We start from the raw sequence: 18,693 nt of genomic DNA, 5'->3' as shown, positions 1-18,693 counted from the left end.
CCAGTAGAACAAAACCAACAAAAACGAGGCAAAGGCTAGGTTCTAATCTGTTTCTAATGCACCTCTAATTTGCCTCTAACCCTAGGCGCGTATCCTTGCAAACAACCTAAAAGTCTGCATATGCGCCGTGTTACCCATTCTCTTATAACGATAGCCGCTGCCTTCTCGGTTTGTATGCTCACAAGCTGCTCAGAAGAAGCTACTGAACTAGTCACCCAAACACCCAAAGCGCATTCGTTGCACCCAGCCATGCTGCGCAACCTAGCTTTCGACACGGCTCGCTCAGAAGCCATACGGAGCGAGGTGGCGCTCAACGGCCGCGTGAGCACGAACCTCGATAAAACGGTGCAAGTGTACCCGCTGGTAGGCGGTGTGGTGCAGGCTTTGCCAGCTAGCCTCGGCGATTACGTCAAGAAGGGCCAAGTGCTAGCCGTGATTAAGAGCGGCGAAATTGCTGACCTACAGAACCAAAGCGCGACGGCGGGCTCCGACCTAGCTATTGCCCGCAAAAACTTGCAAGTCACGCAAGACCTCTTTGAGAGCGGCCTAGCCGCGGAGCGCGATGTAGTGATGGCCCGGCAAGAGTTGCGCAAAGCTCAGAGCAACGCAGGCAAAAGCCGTAAGCAGTTGAGCGTGTATGGCGTATCGGCCGATGGCACGTATACTTTACGGGCGCCTATTTCGGGCTTCATCACCGAAAAGAACGTGACCGACCACATGCAGTTCAACGCGGATAACGTGGATAATCTGTTCACGATTTCGGATCTGAGCACGGTGTGGGTGATGGCAGATGTCTTTCAGGCCGATATCGCCAATGTGCAGGTGGGCCACACCGCCAACGTGACCACATTGAGCTACCCCGACAAGCACTTCACCGGTCGCATCGACAAGGTGTTCAATATGCTAGACCCCGAGAGCAAGGTGATGAAAGTTCGTGTGCGCCTCGACAACCCTAGCTACGTGCTCAAGCCGGGTATGCATGCCCGCGTGCACGTATCGAGCACGGGCAAGCAGCAACAAGTGGCAGTGGCCTACACCAACGTGATTTTCAACCACGACCGCAACTTCGTGCTCGTGCTCAAAGACCCCACCCACATTGAAACGCGGGAGGTGACGGTGCTAAAAACCGTAGGCAAAACCAGCTACATAACTACCGGTCTGTACGACGGCGAGCGAGTGGTGGCCCAGAATCAACTGCTGCTCTACAAGCATCTGAACGATTAGAGCGAATTAAGCTAAATGACTTGGCGGAGCTAGGTTCGACTTCATCTGTTGAGCCTAGCTTCTTTTTTTGTGCTTATTACAAATTATTTGCGCACACAAAAGCGCATTTCTAGGCTTAAAACGCAGTTTTTATAAAAAATTAACGCTTCTAATCTGGCTCTAATGTACCTCTAATACCCACCTAATACGGGCACAGTACACTTGCATATCCTAATGCTTCATCGGATATGCAACGCTTATTCTCGCTCCTGATTTTTCTATTGCTGCTGACTGGCACCGCCCAGGCTGCGGCCACTCCGGCTGCTATTGCGCCGGCCGATACGGTGCAGCTCACGCTGCCCGAGGCCGAGCAGCGCTTCGTGCAGAACAACCTAGCCCTGCTCGCTCAACAATACAACGTGTCGGCGGCTGAAGCGCAAATTCAGCAAGCCAAGCTCTGGGACAACCCAACTATTTCACTGGAGCAAAACACCTATAACCCGGCCACCCACAAGCACTTTGATGTAACGAGGACGGGCCAGAGCATCGTGCAAGTGCAGCAGTTGTTTGCTATTGCCGGTCGGCGCAAGGCGGCAGCCAACGTGGCGCAGCAGAACGCTTTGGTTGAGCAATACAACTTCCAGGATTTGCTGCGCAACCTGCGCTACCAGCTCCGCACCACCTTCTACAACCTGTACTTCAAGCAGCAGACGGTTGGGGCTTACAACCGCGAAATCAACTCCTTCCGCCGTACGGTGGCTCAATACCAAGGCCAATACGACAAAGGCAATATTGCCCTGAAAGAAGTTATTCGCCTGAAAGCTTTTCTGTTCCAATTGGAAACCGAGCGCCAAGGCTTGCTGACGGACATCGCTGGCCAAGAGGCTGCCCTGCGCGTGTTGATTCGGGACAACTCGGGTGCTTATTACCGACCCCAAGCCGATGGCAACCGCCTGCGCGACCTGAACCTAGGTCAGTACTCCGTCGAGCAGCTGGCCGATACGGCCCAAATAGCCCGCGCTGATTTGCGTGCTCGCCAGGCCGGCTTAGAGCAGCAAAACCAAAACTTACGCTTGCAACGAGCCCTAGCTGCTCCCGACCTAGCCCTGGGCTACGTGTACGACCGCGCCGGCAGCTACATCCCGAACTACAATGCTGTGACCCTCGGCGTGGCCATCCCGATTCTGAACCGCAACCAAGGCAACATCCGCTCGGCGCAAGCTCAGATCCAGAGCAGCAAGGCGGAGCTAGGTCAGCAGCAGCTTATCGTGCAGAACGACGTGCAGGAAGCTTACCGCTTGGTACAACAAACCGACCAACTCTACCAGACGACCAACCGCAGCACCGGCGACTTCGACCGCCTCATCTCGGGCATCGAGCAGAGCTACGCCAAGCGCAACATCACCATTGTGGAGTTCCTCGATTTCTACGAGAGCTATAAGAGCAACTTGATGCTGCTAAATCAATTACGAGCCAGCCGCTTGCGTGCCTTCGAACAGCTCAACTTCTCGGTGGGCCGCTCCATTTTCACGGCCGAGTAAGCGCCTCCAGCAGGCAACAAACCTCCATCAGATACAACGTCTCCAGCGATATGAACCGCATTCCCTCCCTCCTACTCACTGCTACTGCTACGCTGGGTTTGCTGGCAGGCTGCTCGCAGAAATCGGCCGACACCGACGCGCCTCAGAAAGCTGAAGCCGGCTTCACCATGTCGGACTCGATGCTGCGCGAACTGAAAATAGATACTGTGCACGCCGAACCCGTGCGCGACGAGCTAACCCTTTCGGGCCAAATTGCCACCGACGGCGACAAAACCGTGAAAGTGTACCCGCTGGTGGGCGGCGTGGTCGAGCAGCTCTCGGTAGAGCTAGGTGACCACGTGCAGAAAGGCCAAGTGCTAGCCGTAATCAAGAGCGGCGAAATTGCTGATTTGCAGAACCAAAGCTCGGCGGCGGGCTCCGACCTTGACATTGCCCGCAAGAACCTGCAAGTAGCGGAAGACCAATTCAAGGACGGCCTAGCCTCGGAGCGCGACGTGGTGTTGGCCCGCCAAGAATTGCGCAAAGCCCAAGGCAACGTGGGCAAGAGCCGCAAGCAGCTGAGCGTGTACGGTGTATCAGCCGATGGCACCTACACCTTACGGGCGCCTATTTCGGGCTTCATCACCGAAAAGAACGTGACTGACCACATGCAGTTCAACGCGGATAATGTAGGCAATTTACTCACCGTCAGCAACCTCGATGATGTGTGGATTATGGCCAACGTATTTGAGGCGGACATCGCCAAAGTGCGCGAAGGCTACCAAGCCGACGTAACCACGCTGAGCTACCCCGACAAACACTTTACCGGCCGCATTGATAAGGTGTTCAACGTGCTCGACCCCGAAAGCAAGGTGATGAAAGTGCGCGTGCGCCTCAACAACCCTGGTTACCTGCTCAAGCCCGAGATGTACGCTCAGATCAAGGTGCAGAACACCGAGGACAACAAAATGCTAGCCGTACCCACCAAGTGCGTGGTGTTTGACAAGGACCGCAACTTCGTGATGGTGTTCAAAGACCGCCGCCACGTGGAAACCCGCCCCGTCGAAATTGCCAAGACTGTGGGCGACGTGAGCTACGTGAAGTCGGGCCTGCGAGACGGCGAGCAGATTATTGCTCAGAACCAACTACTGGTTTACGACGAGTTAAACGACTAAGAAAGAACGTCATGCTGAGCCTCTTAAAGCATGACATTTTAAATAACAGAGTCAGCAACGGCTTCCATGAATAAGTTCATCCAAGGTATCATTAGCTTTTCCCTTAAGAACCGCGGCTTCATCTTCCTGATGACGGTGGTGGCCATTGTGGCCGGGGTCGTAAGCTACCGCAACACGCCCATTGAGGCGTTTCCGGACGTAACGAACACCGAAATCACCATCATCACGCAGTGGCCCGGCCGCTCGGCGGAGGAGATTGAGAAGTTCGTGACGGCTCCCATCGAAATTGCGCTGAACCCGGTGCAGAAAAAGACCAGCATCCGCTCGACCACGCTGTTCGGCTTGTCGGTAGTGAAGGTCATCTTCGACGATGGCGTAGACGACGCGTTTGCTCGGGTGCAGGTGAACAACCTGCTGGCCCAAGCCGACTTACCCGAAGGCGCCGACCCCGACGTGCAGCCGCCTTACGGCCCCACTGGCGAAATCTTCCGCTACACCCTAGCTAGCCCCGACAAAACCACCCGCGAGCTGAAAACCATTCAAGACTGGGTGATTGAGCGCAACCTAAAAGCCGTGCCCGGCGTGGCCGACGTGAACAGCTTCGGCGGCGAGGTGAAGGATTACGAAATCAGCGTGAACCCCGGCAAGCTCCAGGACTTCGGCATCACGCCCTTGGACGTGTACAACGCCATCCAGCGCTCCAACATCAACGTGGGCGGCGACGTGATAAACGAGGGTCAGCAGAACTACGTGGTGCGCGGCATCGGCCTGCTGAACAATATCGGCGACATCAACAACACCGTGATTAAGAACGTGAACGGTGCCCCGATCTTGGTGAAAGACGTGGCCATCGTGCACGAGTCGGCGCTGCCCCGCCTAGGTCGGGTGGGCCGCGGCACCAACGACGACATGGTGGAAGGCATCGTGGTGATGCGTAAGGGCGAAAACCCTTCGGAAGTCATTGCTCGCCTGAAAGAAAAAGTAGCCGACCTGAACGACAAGATTCTGCCTTCCGACGTGAAGATCAAAACCTTCTACGACCGGCAGCAGCTCATCGACTTCTCGACCGAAACCGTGATTCACAACCTCATGGAGGGCATGATCCTCGTGACGGTGATTGTGTTCGTGTTCATGGCCGACTGGCGGACTACGGTTATTGTGTCCATCATCATCCCGCTGGCCCTGCTGTTTGCCTTCATCTGCTTGCGTTTGAAAGGCATGAGTGCCAACCTCTTGAGCATGGGCGCCATCGACTTTGGTATCATCATCGACGGCGCCGTGGTGATGGTGGAAGGGCTCTTTGTGGCCCTCGACCACAAAGCCCACGAGATAGGGATGGAGCGCTTCAACAAGCTCGCCAAGCTAGGCCTCATCAAGAAGACGGGCCGCGAGATGGGCAAGGCCATCTTCTTTGCCAAAGCCATCATTATCACGGCTTTGCTTCCCATCTTCTCCTTCGAAAAAGTAGAAGGCAAGGTGTTCTCACCACTAGCCTGGACCCTAGGTTTTGCCCTGCTCGGCGCCCTGATTTTCACCTTGACACTGGTGCCAGTGCTGGCGAGCATTCTGCTGAAAAAGAACGTGCGCGAGAAGGACAACTTCTTTGTGCGCGGCATCAACCGTGGCGCTCAGAGCTTCTTTAGCTTCACCTACGCCCGCAAAACGGCTAGCTTATTGGTGGCTTCCCTCCTTGTGGCGGTGGGTGTGGGGTCTTTCCACTTCCTAGGTTCCGAGTTTCTGCCTGAGCTGAACGAAGGCTCGATCTACGTACGGGCGCAGTTGCCGCTCAGCATTTCGCTGGATGAATCGAACAAGTTGTGCAACGAGATGCGCCGCGTGTTCCTCACCTTCCCCGAAGTGAGCGACGTGGTGAGCCAGACCGGCCGCCCCAACGACGGCACCGACCCGACGGGCTTCTACAACAATGAGTTCCTGGTGCAGATCAAGCACACCGACGACGTGCAGAAGAAGATGAAGAACGCCGCATATCGCGAGAACCTCATTGAGCACATGAAGGAAAAGCTAGCTCGCTTCCCCGGCGTAGACTTTAACTTTAGCCAGCCCATCACCGACAACGTGGAGGAAGCGGCCTCGGGCGTGAAAGGCTCTATTGCCGTGAAAATTTACGGCACCGACCTGAAAACGCTGGAAGGCAAAGCCCGCCAAGTGTACGAGCAGCTCAAAACCGTGAAAGGCATCGACGACCTAGGGGTGCTGCGCAACATCGGTCAGCCCGAGCTGCACGTGGACCTCGACGAAAGCCGCATGGCCCAATACGGCGTGTCGAAGTCGGATGCCAACGCGGTGCTCGAAATGGCCGTGGGCGGTAAGCAGGCCTCGCAGATGTACGAGGGCGAGCGGAAGTTCCCGATTCGGGTGCGCTACCAGGAGCAGTTCCGCCAGACGCCCACCGAAATTGGCGCCCTCATGGTGCCTACGCAAGCCGGCAACACCATCCCGATAACGGAAATTGCCACCATCTCGGACGTAACCGGTCCGTCGCTCATCTACCGCGACGACAACCAGCGCTTCGCCGCCGTGAAGTTCAGCATCCGCGGCCGCGACATGGGCTCCACGATTGAAGAAGCTCAGCGCAAAGTAAATCAGGTACTTCAGCTCCCGAAAGGCTACACCATCAAGTGGGCAGGCGACTTCGAAAACCAGCGTCGCGCCACCCAGCGCCTCGGTCAGGTAGTGCCGATTTCACTGGCCATGATCTTCTTCATCCTGTTCATCTTATTTGGCAATTTGAAGGACGCTGGCCTGGTGCTCGTGAACGTACCGTTTGCCCTCATCGGCGGTATTGCCGCGCTACTCATCACGCACACTAACTTCAGCATCTCGGCCGGCATCGGCTTCATCGCCTTGTTCGGTATCTGTATTCAGAACGGCGTGATTCTCATCTCGGTATTCAAGCAGAACTTGGTTCGGAAGATGTCGCTCGACGCTAGCATCTCGGAAGGCGTAATCAGCCGCGTGCGCCCCGTCGTGATGACGGCCATGATGGCAACCATCGGCTTAATGCCGGCCGCGCTCAGCACCGGCATCGGCTCGGAAACCTCTAAGCCACTGGCCATTGTGGTAATCGGCGGCCTCATCACCGGCACTATCCTCACGCTGTTCATCTTCCCGCTGGTGTTTGAGCGCTTCTACCGCGCCGCGCACACGCACTACGGCGACGATCCAACATTGCACCACCAGCACTCTAGCAAACCGGTGCTGGTAGGCGCCTAATTCTTAACCTGCTGGAAAGGCCTTCTCGCTTCGGGAAGGCTTTTTTGTGTTTACCACATTTCAACAAGGCAGATCCCCGGCCGGACATGCTAGGCGTTCGGCTGGAAGGCGATTATTTCTTGCCTTCCTGAGTATTCTGCCGGGTATAAATCAGGCCCAGCGACAGACCCTGACTATATTGCAAGGCGCGGTCCTGGTCGTAGTCGTAGAGCAGAATGCCGGTGAGCGCCACGTTAATGTAGCGGTTGACCTTGGCCGTCATGCTGGCATCAAGCCGGTGATCCAGACGACGCAGGGCTAACTTCTGGTAGTCGGCAAAGAGCAGATAGCGCGCCTTCAGGTTGACGTTGGTCGTAATGTTTTTATCTATCTCCGTCAGTACCTGACCGGCCAGCGCCTCGAAATTCGCAGAATGTCCCGCCCGAACCCCGTAGGGCTTCTCGCCGAGAACATCGACGAATCGTTGCCGGTGCCCGACAATAGTAACCCGCGAAGCCAGCGGCGACAGCCTGATTTTAAACCACTTGCTTGCCACATACTCCATGCCCGTCGCGAGGGTAATATAAGCCGGCGCGAAGGCCGACGACACCCGCTGCGCCTGCGGCTCCCCGGCGGCATTGGTGCTGTACTTATAGCCGGGTGCAAACTGTGTGAGCAGGTTCAGCGAAGCAAACGCATTCCACTGCGTACTGATATTGCAGCCGTATTTGGTATCCAGAAACAGCCGGTCGAGGCTTTTGCGGTAGCCCTGATCTTTGTTAGCAACAAAGGCATAAAGGAAATCCGCTTCATTATCCCAGCTGCTGCGCCCGCGGTGGAAGTTGGCTTTCTGGTTGATTTGCGCATTCAGCCCAATCGAGTTCACGCCCCCACCCCGCCAGTTCGAGGACAATGCACTCTCATTCAGGTTGAAGGTACCTTTGAAGGCCGTTTTCCAGGGGGAAGGTGGCCGCACGATGGCCACAAGGGTGTCGAGTTTGGCCTTGGGTATAGCCGGCAAAGAAGGCGCGGGCAGTATCGGCGGCACCACCGGCGACAGCCTTATTTGGGCCGCGGCCCGGTTACTGATTAGCCCAACGGAAATAGAAGATAGCAGCAACGCTACCGAACGAACTCTCATGACCCACGCAGACAATTGCAGCTGCAAGTTACTAACGGGCTGTCTTTTCCACATTTACCAACCGCATTTTCATCTTATTATTACAATAGTTCAATGATTAGGCTAAGTGCAGCCGAAGCCGGAACCTAGGTGCGCGCGAAAGTTTTCGGGAAAAAGGCAACCTTCACGAGCCCGACTTGTCCTGTCGGGTACCTAGGTTTGTAGATTCGATTCACCTCAGTCTTTATATGAAAAAAGTACTTGCTGCGAGTGTTTGTCTACTCAGCACCATCTCCGTTTGGGGCCAGACCCCAACTAGCACCGCAGCGTCTGACCCGGCGCTGCTATCCTACCGCGCCACCGCCACCAAAGTCAACGATCTGGTACACACAAAGTTGGACGTGCGTTTTGATTATGCGAAACGCTACCTCTACGGCAAGGAATGGGTGACGCTGAAGCCGCACGCCTATGCCACCGATTCGCTGCGCCTCGATGCGCAAGGCATGGACATCAAAACGGTGGCTTTGGTGGGCAGCAACGGTAGCACGCAGCCGCTCAAGTACGATTACAACCAGCAGCAACTACTCATTCAGCTAGGCAAAACGGTAGCGCCGGGCACTCCCTACACGATTTACCTGGAATATACCGCGAAGCCCGACGAGCTGAAGGTGAAGGGCAGCGCCGCCATCAACGACGCCAAGGGCCTGTACTTCATCAACCCGGATAGTACTGTGAAAGGCAAGCCCGTGCAGATCTGGACGCAGGGCGAATCGCAGTCGAACTCGGCGTGGTTCCCCACCATCGACAGGCCCAACCAGAAAATGACCACGGAACTCAGCATGACAGTGCCCAGCAAATACGTCACGCTGAGCAACGGCAAGCTCGTGTCGCAAACGCCCGCCGGTGCGGGCCTGCGCACCGACACCTGGAAGATGGACCAGCCCCACTCGCCTTACCTGGTGATGATGACCGTGGGCAGCTTCAAGGTGACGCATGATACCTGGCGCAACAAGCCGGTGGATTATTACCTAGAACCTAGCTTTGCGCCCTATGCCAAGCAGATTTTCGGCAATACGCCCGAAATGCTGGAGTTTTTCTCCAATAAGCTAGGGGTGGAGTTTCCCTGGAATAAGTACTCGCAGATTGTGGTGCGCGACTACGTGAGCGGCGCCATGGAAAACACCACCGCCACGCTGCACGGCGACTTTTTGCAGAAAACGGCGCGCGAACTCATTGATCGTCAGTACGGCAACGATGAATCGGTGATTGCGCACGAGCTGTTTCACCAGTGGTTCGGCGACTACGTGACCACCGAAAGCTGGAGCAACCTGACCGTGAACGAGTCGATGGCCGACTTCAGCGAAGGCCTTTGGGCCGAGCACAAGTACGGTCAGGACGCCGCCGACGCTCACAAATACGGCTACCTGAATCAGTACCTAGGTAATCCCGAAAACTACACCAAAAACCTGGTGCGCTTCCACTACGCCGAGCGCGAGGACATGTTCGACGCCGTGACCTACCAGAAAGGCGGCCTCATCCTGGACATGCTGCGCGCCTACCTAGGTGATGAGGTGTTTTTCGCCGGGCTCAATCAGTATCTGAAGCAAAACGCCTTCGGCAACGGCGAAGCGCACCAGATGCGGCTAGCTTTCGAAGCGGTTTCGGGGAAGGACCTAAACTGGTTTTACAATCAATGGTTCTTCAACGCCGGCCAGCCTACCGTCACCATCGACTACGCCTGGGATGCGGCGCGTAAAGTGCAGACCGTCACGGTGAAGCAGCTGCAACCCGGCGAGCCTTTTACGCTGCCCATTACTGTTGATGTGTACGTGAAAGGCAAGACCGAGCGCCACAACGTGGTGCTGCGCAAGGCTACCGAAACTCTGGAGTTTCCGGCCGCTGCTAAACCCGATCTGGTGAACGTAGACGCGCAAAAGGTAATGCTGTGGCAGAAAAGAGACAACAAGTCGATGGCTGAGTATGTGTATCAGTACCAGCACGCGCCGCGCTACGTAGATCGGTATGAGGCCATTGCCGCCGCCAAAGAAAAGCAGGGCACTGACGCTGCCGCCCGCAGCCTGCTCGTAGCCGCCATTTCCGATAAGTACCACGGCCTCCGCATCGAGGCGCTGCAAGCGCTTGATTTAGAGAGCAAAGCCATGCAGAAGCTTATCGCGCCCGTGCTACGCAAGCAGCTGACCACGGAGAAGGGGCCGCTGGTGCAAGCCGAAATCCTGACGGACCTAGGTCAGCTTGCCAGCAAAAGCGATGCACCGCTCTTCACCAGCAACCTCAAGAGCCAGTCGTATGCCGTGCAGGGCGCCGCGCTAAGCGGGCTGGCCGCCGTGGCGCCGGCGCAAGCATTGGCGCAGGCCAAGGCATTCGAGGCCGATAACAAAGGCAAGCTGACGGCCGCCATTGCTGAGGTATACGCCGAGCAGGGTGGCCTGGAGCAGTGGCCGTTCGTGCGCCAGAAGTTCGATGAGGCTGGTCCGCAAGGCCGCTTCGATCTGCTGAAAGGCTTCGCCGGGATGCTGATGCGCCTCAACGATCCAAAGGCCGTTTCCGAAGGTGTCGACCGCATTAAAAACCTAGGTATCCAATACAAAAGCTACGGCGCCGCCGACCCGATGCTTAACCTGCTGGAAGCGTTGAAAAACAAACAATCGGGTGCCACTGCCGCGCAGAACAAGCAAGTAATTGAGCGCGCGCAGCAGGAAATTCAGCAAGCGAAGTAGGCTGTAGCAAGCCCGTAGCGCGAAGCCTGAGCTTCGCGTATCGTTGAACGACTTGTGCTAGGTAGACCTAGGTTAGATCGTTCAACGATACGCGAAGCTCAGGCTTCGCGCTACATGCGCGCTACCTACCGAACTTTCCTGAACTGCTACGCGTCAGGGAGGATGCACAAAACGACCACTCTGCTGACCGCCGCCGGGCTTTTGCTCGCAGGTCCGGTCTGCACCCTGGCCCAGACGATTGACCCCAACGTCGACAACACCGAAACGCCGTTCATTCAGAACATCCGCCCCGACCGACCAGGGCAGACCGTCACGACCAACATGCTGCACCCCGGACAGGTGCAGCTCGAAACCGGCATCCAGCGCTTCGCCCCGACTGACGCGACTTGGGGCACGCGCCGGACGCTTTCCAGCGCGTTGCTGCGGGTGGGTTTTTTCAACCACATCGAGCTGCGCGCTAGTCAGGGCTACCTACACCCGCTGCCGGGCGTCAGGCCGTTGGGAGAAACCAGCCCCGTAACCTCACCGGCCGGCTTTGCGCCGCTGACTGTTGGGGCTAAGTTCCTGGCTTCCACGAACCAGGATGCTCGTTCGCAGGTGGTTCTGCTAACCGAAATGACCTTACGAACCGGCGATGCGTCGTTCCAGAACAAAGCATACGAACCGGCCGTGCGTCTGCTCGTGTCGCAGCAGATCGGGCGGCGCTTTGGGCTGGAAGCCAACCTAGGTTTTCGGCAGCGCGGGTTTAAGGCCGTGGATACGAAGCTAGGTCAGTACCTTGGCACGCTGGCGCTGAATGGGCCGCTCGGCAATAACTTCGGCTTCTTCGCCGAGGCGTATACAACCTGGCAGCGCACTACCAGCTTTTTACCCGGCCTGACCAGCGGCCTGTATTGGCGCCCCCTGCCCGGCTTGCGGCTGGATATAACTGCCGGTCAGCAGGTTGGCGACCTAGGTACAGGCTTCACCCTGGGTGGCGGTTTAAGCGTAAGGCTGCCGAAGTAGAACGCATAAAAGCCGCGGCTCTAGCTTTTTCTATCAATAGTAGAAAAAGCTAGAGCCGCGGCTTTTGCGGATACGTTACGGCCGCTGCCCCACCGGTTCCGGGGCAATGCGCGTGGGCGTCTGCTGGCCCGCGACGATACCGGTAGCGCTCTGCGCAATAGCCGTTATGACAGACGTCATATTCCCCAGGTTCAGGCTTTCGACCTCATCATCAACGGAATGGTAGAGCTTGTCCGTCGGAATCTGGTCGGTGCTGATGGTGTGGGCCGGCACGCCGAGGCGAGCCAGGGTTGCGTTGTCGGAACGATAGAAGAGGTTCTGCTCCAGGTACGGATCGGGCTCAAAGCGGAACGCAGTACCCTGTAGGTTCTGCTGAAGCAGCTTGCCGAAATCGGACCGCTCGTAGCCGGTGATGAAAGCGGTACTGGGGCCAAACTGCGCCACTTTGCCGATCATCTCGATGTTGAACATGGCCGCTACTTTCGCCGGATCGAGTTGCTTGGAGAAGTACTGCGAGCCGAACCCCCCGATTTCTTCCGCCGTGAAGGCCACAAACACGAGCGTGCGGGCATTATCCTTCCTTTTCTTGTAGTACTCCGCTAATGAAATCACGGCCGTGATGCCGCTGGCATCGTCGTCGGCACCGTTGGCAATGGAGTCGCCGGCTACAGCGGGCAACGAACCTAGGTGGTCGTAGTGCCCCGAGAAGACGACCACCTCGGCGGCTTTGGTTTTATCGCGACCAGGCAGCACGCCCACCACGTTGCGCAGCGGCACGGGCTTGATGGTTGTGGTGGCTGTTACGCGGTACGTGAGCGGCGTGGCAGATGGCGTGCTCAGAACGAACACGCTGGCGTACGGCTCCGGCTTCTCGGCGCGGAGGGCACTGCGCTTCAAGTAGCCGCCTATGCGTTGAAAATAAGCCGCGTGCGCCGGGTCGACCAGCACCATCAGGTTCTCCTTTGCTTGCAGCAAGAGCCGCAGCTCCTGCCCTACGTTCGCCTCCGGCCCGATAACGACCATGCGCGCCGCCGGGCTGTCTTTTTCCGACCAGGCCAGCTGTGGTATTCCGGATGATAGCAGCACCCGGTCGGCGGGCACGGCAGTGCCATTCATTTCTACTTGTATGTCCGTAGAGCGCACATCGTAAGCCGAGAAAACTTGGTCATAATCGGTTAGTCCCGCCAAAGGCTGCAACCCAATGCGCTTAAACTCGCCGGCGATAAACTGCGCCGCCTTAAGGTTGCCCGGCTTGCCGGAAGCCCGACCCTCCATATCATCGGCAGCCAGCGTGCGAATAATCCGCTCTACGGAAGCTTGCTTGATAGGAGCCGCGGCGGCTTTGCGCGGCTTGGCTTTTTGCGCCACGCCTGCGTAGCCAAAACCTAGGCCCAGCAGTAGTAAAATCGTGTTCTTCATGCTCTAAAGTAAGACCTTACTACTTATCCACTGCCCCGAGCAAGGCCACTACATCGTCTTCCGTCTTCGCGGGCCGCTTGCTGCCCTCCTCTTTCAAGGCGGAGGCTAGGTCCGGAGCGGCAGCCTGCAAGGCTTTCAGATTCAGCTTTACCGGCACCGCGGGACCAGCTGAGCGCGCCAGATAGTAGGTGATTTTGTCCTGTATTTCGTCGGAGCGCTGGTCAACGCTATAGGCGCCTTTGTAGTTGGCCTTGTCCAGCGTCTTGTTGTACTGCTTCAGCAGCGCGTACTTGCCTTGGTGCAGCACCTCCACGAACTCGCGCGACTGCGCCGGATTGGGTGCCTCCAGGAAGCGCCGAAACTGTCGTTTATCGTGCATCCGACTCGGGTCGCTTAGCACGAAGCTCGTCACCAGATTCTCGTCCAGCAGCAGCGAATCGCCCTTCTGCGGGTCCCGCATCAGGAGCTGCTGCTGAAGCACATCGTATTTCAGGGGCAACGCTGCTACCACTTTTTTCTGCCGCGTGGTGATGTCCGCCGAGAGCCAGCGCGGCACCAGGTAAGGCGTCCCCGTCACGCCGGCATAGCGGTTGTCCATCGTCATGGCCGCTGAGCCCTTCACAATGGAATTTATATTCTCCTGAATGTTGACTGGATTGGTCAGGTTATTATTCTGACAACTAGCGATTTTCGTGACGAGTAACCCTGCAAGAACTAGTACTGCTTGCTTCATAAGTTGATCGTGGGCAACAAAGTTGAATAGTTAGGTGAGTAGTAAGCTAGCTCTCTGTTTAGCATGGGCCTTATGGTTTATCCACGGCTTGCAGCAGCACAATTACTTCATCTTCCGTAGCAATGGCCTGCTTGCCGCTGGCTTCTTTCAGGGCGGAAGCTAGGTCGGGCGCGGCTGACTGCAAGGCTTTTAGCTTCAGCTTGATAGGCATCGCCGGACCATTTGCCCGCGCCAGGTAATAGGTAACTTTATCGTCTATCGCGGTGGGGCGGTCGTCGAAGTTAGCGGCATCTTTGTAGCCAACTCGCTGCACTTCCTTCCCGTACTGCTTCAGCAGCGTGTATTTGCCCTGGTGCAGCACCTCCACAAACTCCCGCGTCTGGGCAGGCACCGGCGCCTCCAGAAAGCGCCGAAACTCCCGCTTCTGCTGCGGCCGGTTCGGATCGGTCAACACAAAGCTGACGACAAAGTCATCATTCAGCTGCATAGAATCCCCTTTCTGCGGGTCGCGGGTAAGTAGGTGTTGCTCAAGCACATCGTACTTCAACGGCACCGCCTGCATCACGGCCTTGGTGCGGGTCGTGATAGTGGCCGGGAGCCACCTCGTCACCAGATACGGCGACCCGCTCACGCCTTTATAAGGGTTGTCCGCGCGCATCGCCTCCAGGCTCCGCGTATACTGCTGAATCTTCGCCGGGTCCTGCATATTATTGGTCTGCGGGTCCGGACTCGTCACAGCAGTAGGAGTTTGACCTACAACCACTTCCGAGGTTAATAGCAGCGTCGTCGCCAGAATAGAAGGTATTTTCATATCACTATAAGTCATGCATTTCCGGCTATTATACAAAATAATAAGAACACGGAAGGGTTCGATTTTGCAACCGAACCCCTCCGTGTTACAGTTGAGCTAATACTACTAACCTAGCTTAGCGTCAGCACTAGGTCGTCGGCATGCACCAGCGTGCCTTCGCTAAGCTGCACGGCGGCAACTTTGGCGTCGTCGGCGGCCGTGATGGTGGTTTCCATCTTCATGGCCTCAATGATGAAGAGCGGCGCGTTGCGTTTCACCTCCTGCCCCGGCTCGACCAGCACCTTCGAGAGCATGCCCTGCAACGGAGCGCCCACCTGCCGCGTGTTGTTCTTGTCGACTTTGGGGTTGCGCACCGTCTTCACTTCCACCGACTTATCGCGCACGTCGAGGTTGCGGGTCTGGCCGTTGAAGGAGAAGAACAGCGTGCGGCAGCCGTCGTCATTTACCTCGCCGATTGAGCGCAGCTTGATGATGATGGATTTGCCGCGGGCAATGTCGATGATGGTTTCCTGCCCCGGCTGTAAGCCGTAGAAGAACACCCGCGTCGGCACCGGCGACACGTCGCCGAACTCCTGTACGTGCGCCCAATATTGCTCGAACACTTTGGGATACAGCAGGTAAGAAAGCAGATCGGTGAACTTGCCGCCCTCTCCGAACTTCTCCCGGAACGTCGTCCACTCGGCGTCGAAGTCAATGGGGGCCAGGTGCTCGTTGGGTTTGTCGGTGAAGGGCTGCTCGCCTTTCAGGATCACGTGCTGCACCTCGGTGGGCCAGCCGCCTTCGGGCTGCCCAATGTCGCCGCGGAACAGGCTCACTACCGACTCCGGGAAGTTCAGCGACTCGCCCCGCTCCAACACATCCTGCGTAGTTAGATTGTTGGTAACCAGATACAACGCCATGTCGCCCACCACTTTCGAGGAAGGCGTTACCTTAATGATATCGCCGAAAAGGAAGTTGACGTCGGTGAAGGTTTTCTTCACTTCCTCAAACCGGTCGCCTAGACCTAGGGCCACGGCTTGCGGACGCAGGTTGGAGTATTGCCCGCCCGGAATTTCGTGCTGGAACACTTCCGAAGTGCCCGCTTTCAAACCCGATTCAAATGGATAGTAATACTCGCGCACCGTTTCCCAGTAATTCGAGAACTGGTTCAGGCTCTCCTGGTTGAACTCGCGGTGGCGCGGCGTGTGGCGGAACATCTCCACCACGGAGTTGAAGTTCGGCTGCGACGTCAGCCCCGACATCGAACTTAGGGCCACGTCGATGACATTGACGCCCGCTTCCGCTGCTTTCAGATACGTGGCCGCCTGCAACGACGACGTATCGTGGGTGTGCAGGTGAATCGGAATCTTTACTGTATCGAGCAGACCAGAAATCAGCTCGCCAGCTGCGTAGGGCTTCAGCAAACCTGCCATGTCCTTGATACACAGGATATGTGCACCAGCATCTTCGATCTGCTTGGCTAGCCGCAGGTAATAGTCGAGGCTGTATTTGGAGCGGCTAGGGTCGAGAATGTCGCCGGTGTAGCAGATGCTGGCTTCGGCCAAGCCCTTGGTTTTGTTGCGCACGAAACCGATGCAGGACTCCATGCCCTTCATCCAGTTCAGCGAATCGAAAATGCGGAACACGTCGATACCGGTCTCCGAAGCCTGCTCCACAAACCGCTCGATCAGGTTATCCGGGTACGCCTTGTAGCCCACACCGTTGGCCCCGCGGATGAGCATTTGCAGCAGAATGTTTGGCACGGCGGCGCGCAGCTTGGCCAGCCGTTCCCACGGATCTTCGTGCAGAAAGCGTAAGGCTACGTCGAAGGTCGCGCCGCCCCACACTTCCATCGAGAAGGTTTGGGGGTGCATTTTGGCGTAGCGCTCCGCCACCTTCATCATGTCGAAGGTGCGCATGCGGGTCGCAAGTAGGCTTTGGTGCGCGTCGCGCAGCGTCGTATCGGTGTAGTGAATCAGCGGTTCGTTGCGCAGCCACTTCGAAAACTCCTCCGGACCTAGCTCGGTCAGTTTGTCTTTGGTGCCGGGCGTGTAAGGCGCCACCGGGTCGTAGTCGGGCCGAATAGCGCGGCGAAACTCCCGGTTCGGGTCCACCAGGCCCTTCACGTCGGGGTTGCCGTTTACCACGATGTCGCTGATGAAACCTAGCACCTTCGAGCCCCGGTCCTGCCGCACCTTGAACTTGAACAGCTCCGCGTGGTCCTTGATGAAGTCCACGTTGGCCTGACCGCTCACGAACTCGGGGTGCGAGATGATGTTTTGCAGGAACTGAATATTGGTGTGCACTCCCCGAATCCGAAATTCGTCGAGCGTGCGGCTCATCCGCGAGGCCGCATTTGCCAGCGTCCGCGCCTGCGCCGACACCTTCACCAGCAGCGAGTCGAAGAAAGGCAGGATCTTAGCTCCCTGATATACAGAACCTTGATCCAGTCGAATCCCGAAACCGCCTGCCGAACGGTAGGCGATGATGGTGCCGTAGTCGGGCTTGAAGTCTTCCTCGGGGTTTTCCGTGGTGATGCGGCATTGAATGGCAACCCCGATTTTCGGCGGCTTCACGTCCGGACCTAGGTTGATTTCGGGGTCGGTCAGCCTACCGCCGTCGGCGATGTAGATCTGGGTTTTGATCAGGTCAACGCCCGTAATCATCTCCGTGACCGTGTGCTCAACCTGAATGCGCGGGTTCACCTCGATGAAGTAGATACGGTCTTCCTCAGGATTCACTAGAAACTCGACTGTACCTACGTTGTTGTAGTTCACCGCCTTACCTAGCTTCAGCGCGTACTCGTACAGCTTTTCGCGCAGGTGGTCGGGCAGGTTGATGGCGGGCGCCACTTCCACTACCTTCTGAAAACGCCGTTGCACCGAGCAGTCACGCTCGTAGAGGTGCACGATGTTGCCGTAGCTATCGGCAACTAATTGCACCTCAATGTGTTTAGGCTTCTCCACGAACTTCTCCAGGAACACCGTGTCGTCGCCGAAGGCTTTTTTGGCTTCGTTGCGGGCCTCGAAGAAGCCTTTCTCCAGCTGCTCATCGTCGCGAATCACGCGCATGCCACGGCCGCCACCGCCCGCCGCCGCCTTCAGCATTATCGGATAACCGATCTTATGAGCTTCTTCCTGAGCAATTTCAAAGCTGGTCAGATCCTGGGTGCTGCTCTCAATAATGGGCACTTCGCACTCCACGGCTACGCGCTTGGCGGCTACTTTGTCGCCGAGCGCCTCCATCACTTCTGGCCTAGGTCCCACGAACACAATGCCTTCTTCGGCGCAGCGCCGGGCAAACGTGGCATTTTCGCTCAGAAAACCGTAGCCGGGGTGAATCGCATTGACGCCATTTTCCTTGGCCGTCCGCAGAAGCTCCTCAATATCCAAGTAAGGTTTCAGCGGCTCCTCGTCGCGGCCGATTTGGTAGGCTTCATCGGCTTTGTAGCGGTGCAGGGAATAACGGTCCTCGTAGGTGTACACGGCCACCGTGGCGATACCTAGCTCGCTCGCGGCGCGTAGTACGCGAATGGCAATTTCGCCGCGGTTGGCGACCAGCAATTTGCGAATGTTCATAGAGGGATTTTGGCAGAAAACTTCAGTTGCGGCGTAAGCTACTAAAGCCCGCCAAAGCGACCAACTTTAAGCAACATTCTCCTAGAAAATCGTCTTTTTTGTTAAGGATTTCGCAAAAAAGAAGCGTAGTTGAATCTAAAAGCTCAAGAAAATAAGGAAACAGAAAAATTTAGCGCAGCTTTCACTTCAGTAACTTACA

Annotated in this window: 11 protein-coding genes; 6 read left to right on the top strand and 5 right to left on the bottom strand. The window is 56.8% G+C overall.

Annotated elements, in window-relative coordinates:
* Positions 1 to 174: 174 nt before the first annotated feature.
* The 4 genes from IEX74_RS13050 (at position 175) to IEX74_RS13035 (ending at position 7,132) form a co-directional block, all read left to right on the top strand.
* Positions 175 to 1,224: an efflux RND transporter periplasmic adaptor subunit gene (locus tag IEX74_RS13050; RefSeq protein ID WP_229755271.1), complete on the top strand. Its 1,050-nt coding sequence runs from the start codon at positions 175 to 177 to the stop codon at positions 1,222 to 1,224.
* Between the two features lie 227 nt (positions 1,225 to 1,451).
* Positions 1,452 to 2,744, top strand: coding sequence for a TolC family protein (locus IEX74_RS13045; protein WP_188814421.1), 1,293 nt, complete (start codon positions 1,452 to 1,454; stop codon positions 2,742 to 2,744).
* Positions 2,745 to 2,794: 50 nt separating this feature from the next.
* Positions 2,795 to 3,898: an efflux RND transporter periplasmic adaptor subunit gene (locus IEX74_RS13040; protein WP_188814420.1), complete on the top strand. Its 1,104-nt coding sequence runs from the start codon at positions 2,795 to 2,797 to the stop codon at positions 3,896 to 3,898.
* Between the two features lie 66 nt (positions 3,899 to 3,964).
* Positions 3,965 to 7,132: an efflux RND transporter permease subunit gene (locus IEX74_RS13035; protein WP_188814419.1), complete on the top strand. Its 3,168-nt coding sequence runs from the start codon at positions 3,965 to 3,967 to the stop codon at positions 7,130 to 7,132.
* 112 nt (positions 7,133 to 7,244) lie between these two features.
* On the opposite strand, the gene IEX74_RS13030 is transcribed toward IEX74_RS13035, so the two are convergent.
* A complete protein-coding gene (locus IEX74_RS13030; protein ID WP_188814418.1) occupies positions 7,245 to 8,252 on the bottom strand; it encodes a DUF3078 domain-containing protein in 1,008 nt (335 codons plus the stop codon).
* Between the two features lie 227 nt (positions 8,253 to 8,479).
* On the opposite strand from IEX74_RS13030, the gene IEX74_RS13025 reads away from it, so the two are divergent.
* Positions 8,480 to 10,969: a M1 family metallopeptidase gene (locus IEX74_RS13025; RefSeq protein ID WP_188814417.1), complete on the top strand. Its 2,490-nt coding sequence runs from the start codon at positions 8,480 to 8,482 to the stop codon at positions 10,967 to 10,969.
* Positions 10,970 to 11,131: 162 nt separating this feature from the next.
* Positions 11,132 to 11,974 carry a transporter gene (locus IEX74_RS13020; RefSeq protein WP_188814416.1) on the top strand — a complete coding sequence of 281 codons (843 nt, stop codon included), beginning with the start codon at positions 11,132 to 11,134 and terminating at the stop codon, positions 11,972 to 11,974.
* Between the two features lie 75 nt (positions 11,975 to 12,049).
* On the opposite strand, the gene IEX74_RS13015 is transcribed toward IEX74_RS13020, so the two are convergent.
* The 4 genes from IEX74_RS13015 to IEX74_RS13000 all read right to left on the bottom strand — a co-directional run bounded on the left by IEX74_RS13015 (position 12,050) and on the right by IEX74_RS13000 (position 18,494).
* Complete coding sequence (locus IEX74_RS13015) at positions 12,050 to 13,393, bottom strand: M20/M25/M40 family metallo-hydrolase (protein WP_229755270.1); 1,344 nt, start codon at positions 13,391 to 13,393, stop codon at positions 12,050 to 12,052.
* Positions 13,394 to 13,412: 19 nt separating this feature from the next.
* The gene (locus IEX74_RS13010) at positions 13,413 to 14,126 is read right to left on the bottom strand and encodes a hypothetical protein (RefSeq protein WP_188814415.1); all 714 of its coding nucleotides are present in this window, start codon (positions 14,124 to 14,126) and stop codon (positions 13,413 to 13,415) included.
* Positions 14,127 to 14,196: 70 nt separating this feature from the next.
* The gene (locus IEX74_RS13005; protein ID WP_188814414.1) at positions 14,197 to 14,937 is read right to left on the bottom strand and encodes a hypothetical protein; all 741 of its coding nucleotides are present in this window, start codon (positions 14,935 to 14,937) and stop codon (positions 14,197 to 14,199) included.
* 110 nt (positions 14,938 to 15,047) lie between these two features.
* Positions 15,048 to 18,494 (bottom strand): pyruvate carboxylase, encoded by a 3,447-nt coding sequence (locus IEX74_RS13000; protein WP_188814413.1) that lies wholly within the window; start codon positions 18,492 to 18,494, stop codon positions 15,048 to 15,050.
* Positions 18,495 to 18,693 lie beyond the last annotated feature (199 nt).

The organism is Hymenobacter cavernae (assembly GCF_014641455.1).
Lineage (GTDB): Bacteria > Bacteroidota > Bacteroidia > Cytophagales > Hymenobacteraceae > Hymenobacter > Hymenobacter cavernae.
This window is presented reverse-complemented; position numbering and strand designations above follow the sequence as displayed.